The organism is Nostoc foliaceum FACHB-393 (assembly GCF_014698505.1).
Taxonomy (GTDB): Bacteria; Cyanobacteriota; Cyanobacteriia; order Cyanobacteriales; family Nostocaceae; genus Nostoc; species Nostoc foliaceum_A.
This window is the reverse complement of the sequence record NZ_JACJTD010000154.1, coordinates 1-3,954: the sequence shown is the minus strand read 5'-3', so window position 1 is coordinate 3,954 and position 3,954 is coordinate 1. Positions and strand designations below refer to the sequence as shown.

At 38.6% G+C, this 3,954-nt stretch carries 3 protein-coding genes; 2 read left to right on the top strand and 1 reads right to left on the bottom strand.

What is annotated here, in order from left to right:
• The first annotated feature begins 225 nt into the window (after positions 1 to 225).
• Both H6G92_RS38330 and H6G92_RS38325 read left to right on the top strand, forming a co-directional pair.
• Positions 226 to 2,070, top strand: coding sequence for a Mu transposase C-terminal domain-containing protein (locus H6G92_RS38330; RefSeq protein WP_190902031.1), 1,845 nt, complete (start codon positions 226 to 228; stop codon positions 2,068 to 2,070).
• Positions 2,071 to 2,075: 5 nt separating this feature from the next.
• Positions 2,076 to 2,984: an ATP-binding protein gene (locus H6G92_RS38325; RefSeq protein WP_190902029.1), complete on the top strand. Its 909-nt coding sequence runs from the start codon at positions 2,076 to 2,078 to the stop codon at positions 2,982 to 2,984.
• 112 nt (positions 2,985 to 3,096) lie between these two features.
• Here H6G92_RS38325 and H6G92_RS38320 read toward each other — a convergent pair whose 3' ends face one another.
• Complete coding sequence (locus H6G92_RS38320; RefSeq protein ID WP_242059528.1) at positions 3,097 to 3,690, bottom strand: hypothetical protein; 594 nt, start codon at positions 3,688 to 3,690, stop codon at positions 3,097 to 3,099.
• Positions 3,691 to 3,954: the final 264 nt, after the last annotated feature.

The following is a 3,954-nucleotide window of genomic DNA, read 5'->3' as shown; positions in this document are numbered from 1 at the left end:
TGTCCATTAAAGAATTATTTGTCACTTTTAAATAATTACTGTCAAGTGGTATATGAGGCTAAAAGCCTGATAGATACAGGGGTTAGTGCTTTTTGCTGCTTTTGTATTTTTTGAACGTTATTAAATAATTAAATGCCTTTTCTTGAAAAAATGGCTCCTTTAAGCTTAAATAATTAAATGCCTTTTCGGGCAGAAGTCGCACGTTTGTGATACTTAAAAGCAGCAATGCTAGAAAAGAAAGCTAGCCAAGGTGAACAAAACAATCTGTCTGAGGTGACACCCGACAGTGAGGAGTTGACGGCTCCCACTCAACAAGACCACAAAATCTTGATTGAGCAAATTGAGGATGCCCAGATGAAAACAGAAATTCTCATGAAAATGGATGCGATAGAGGACATCCGTACTACTTCTGGTGATGGCAAACAGGAGCGTATCAAACAGTGGGCGCAAAAGTTAGGGAAGCATCCACGAACCATTACTCGCATGTTGTCTAAGGCAGACATTGAAGGATTAGCCGCAATAGCCAAAACCAAACGCGCGGATGCTGGTAAACGTAGAGGGAAAAAGCAGTGGCAGCCCAGCATTGAGTATTGGGTGGATTTTATCGAAAAAACTTATAGAGATGGCAATAAAAATAGCCGTCGCATGAATCGCAACCAAGTTTATAACCAGGTGAAGGGACACGCCGAATTGGAATTAGGGTTGAAAGAGAGTGAATACCCAAGCCATGTTTTTGTTTATCAAGTGCTAGCTCCCTTAGTCGAAAAGAAAAAAGTCCGACATCCAGGGCAAGGTTCTCGGATTGTAATTAAGACAACGGCAGGAGAGTTAGTAGTTGAGCGTAGCAATCAAGTCTGGCAAATAGACCATACTCGTTTAGACACTTTATTAGTAGATGAAAATTTAGAACTAGCTGGTAGTCTCTACATTACTGTGGTCATCGATAGCTATTCTGGGTGTGCAATGGGGTTCTATCTGGGCTTTGAGGCAGCAGGGTCTCATGAAGTAGCACTAGCCCTGCGTCATGCGATTTTGGCCAAACAGTATCCGCCTGATTATCAAATACAACATGAGTGGATGGAAGGGGGGCTGCCTGAGTATATTGTCACAGACCGAGCCAAGGAATTTAGATCGGGGCATTTGCGACGAATTGCAATGGATTTGAATATTCAACTACGGTTACGTGCTTATCCGCAGCAAGGAGGTCTAATTGAAAGCCTGTTTGACAAAGCAAATAAAGAGGTTTTGTCAATGCTACCAGGCTATAAAGGCTCCAATGTCCAAAAGAGACCATTAGATGCCGAAAAATATGCCTGTATCACCTACGAAGAATTTGAAAGAATATTAACTCGATATTTTGTTGACCACTACAATCAACATCTCTATCCTAGAGTCAAAAATCAGACACGAATTCAACGGTGGTGGGCAGGGTTAATTGGCAAACAACCTAAGCTATTAGAAGAACGTGCGTTAGATATATGCTTAATGAAGACAGTACCGCGCTGTGTGCAAGCCTATGGCTGTGTACAGTTCGAGTGCCTAATCTATAGCGCCACTTGGCTACAAAAATTTGAGGGACAACAAGTTACTCTCAGATACAATCCCAGCAATATTGTTACTCTCCTGGTTTATAGCGTGGAGAAGAACAATCAAGCTTCTGTTTTTCTAGGTACGGTAAAAGCTAGAGATTTAGATGAAGAACGGCTGTCCTTGAAGGAGTGGAAGGCAATAAAGCAAAAGATTCGCTCTGGTGGTAAAGCTATTGACCAGTCGTCAATTTTCTCAGAGCGACTAGCTTTAAATGAGTTCGCTCAAGAGAAAATCAAGACTCTTAAACAACGACGAGCTTCAGAACAAAAACGCATTAACCGCAAATTAAATCAAAGCAAAGTCATTGAATTATTTCCTGAAGGAAAAGAGACTACTGTTATTTTAGAAAAGCAAACGGATGCGACTGAGCTATCTCATCAATCAGCAATAAATTTGGTCAGTGAACCCAAACAACAATGCGCTAAACCGAGTCAAAGCATTGTTTATGACTGGAACCAAATTATCGAAGAGAATTGGTAGTCTTTATGACGCAATCATCACCCAATTATCAAGAATTTATAGAAGAACAAGAGCCTCAAACCGATCTGGGGACACTATCAAAACATCCACCAGAAATAGAATCTTTGATTGATCCTATTAGAAAAAGTGATACCTATTACCTTTTCATTCGAGACCGACAACTTTTCAAATGGTTAGATTTCCAACGTGACTCTAGAGCTAATGGTTATGTTGTTGCAGTTAGTTGTGCAGATTTGAGAAAAGCTTGTCAATTTTATCGCTTGAGATATGTACGCAAACGTGGAAGCTTACACTCAATTCCCATGCCTGTTGTTTATGCACAAGTTCAGCAGCCTGGTTCTCCGACAGATTTATTTCTAGCAATTTTATCAGAATTGAGTAATCCTTTTACGGGAGTATGCCAATTAAAACTCTTAAGAAATCGTACTTGGATGACACTCAGTTACTACAACGTTAGTGTGCTAATCATTGGGAATGCACATTACCTCAGCTATCAATCTTTTAACGAGCTTGTTGAAATTACTCGCCACTTAAAAATTTCCGTAATTCCTGTTGGTTCTCTTTATCTACATGAAATTCTCACCCGTCAAAGTAAGAAATATACGGATGTAGCCAATACATTTTTAGATTGGCATGAATTTAGCTCATTCCAGAAACAAGAAACAGTAGAAGTCATATCAAGTTGGGAGTCTCAAGTTCTAGGCGGCTGGAAGCAACCATTAAATCTCACAAGTGATAGTGGCATCGTAAACATTCTTTATGAAAGGTCGGGGGGACAGGCTGAAACTCTATATGAAATGCTACGGAAAATTGCAATTTTCTCCCTAGAAAAACCTGATTTAGCTCTAGACGTTTCATCTTTAAAATCCATTCTGTTAACTCGTAGTAAACCGTCTAGCAGAGTATCCCTTTAGCTGAATAATTCAAACATATAAGAGTTATCCTAGTTGAAAAGTACCATTAGTCTCTAGCACAAGCGTAAGTACCCCCACTTTCATAAAGGTAAGTAAGTTTTTTGAGTTTTTTTTAATCCCCCGTTATTTTTAATATCGCTGCATCTAAAATATCAACATCACTTTTTGGATAAGTGAAAGACTCAATATTCCGAAATAGCTTTTTCTTAGGTAAAGTTCCGTGCCTTTGTTTAAAAGCATCATTAGCATACAATTCGATATGTATGAGTTGATTGTCAGTTATTTCTTTTCCTAAATCTTTAGCTCGCTCTTTGACTAACCAATACTCTTTATTTTGAGTATTTATTTGTCTTTTTTTACTTGTTTCCTGATTACTAGCTATATATTTATCTAAATAAGAGGGCAAATTTTGTTCTAGGTACTTATCTACCTGTTGTTTAATCAGCTGTTCCCAATCTATTTTTCCTGGATCTTTTATATTCCCTGAACTCTTAACTACTTCGCTTAAGGGATTATTTACATACTGGGAGATAAAATTAATTAGTACGGCAGTGGCTGTTGTACTGTTATCTCGACACTGGCGGGTGAACTTTTCCCAAAGTTCTACATCGCAGTTGAATGAAGCTAGTTTTTTATTACGTCCAGTGTTGCTCATATTTACGTCAAGTCTTGGTACAGTTAGATCCGCTAAACCAGGCTCTAACAATGTTTTATCCTTATAGGTAATACCTATACTTTACCTAGATGACAATTCTCAAGTCACGCCCGCCAATTATGCCCTTTGAGATACAGAAACCACTGTTTCAGTACCTGTTAGATCATGATTTTACTATTGTGGGTGAAAGGTGACACTAATTCTTTAAAACTGGAATTTACCGAACTAGACCATGACTCTAATTCCAAATGACTCAAAAAATCGAGTGCCTGGACACTAATTCTTTAAAACTGACAAATAATTCTTTAATGGACA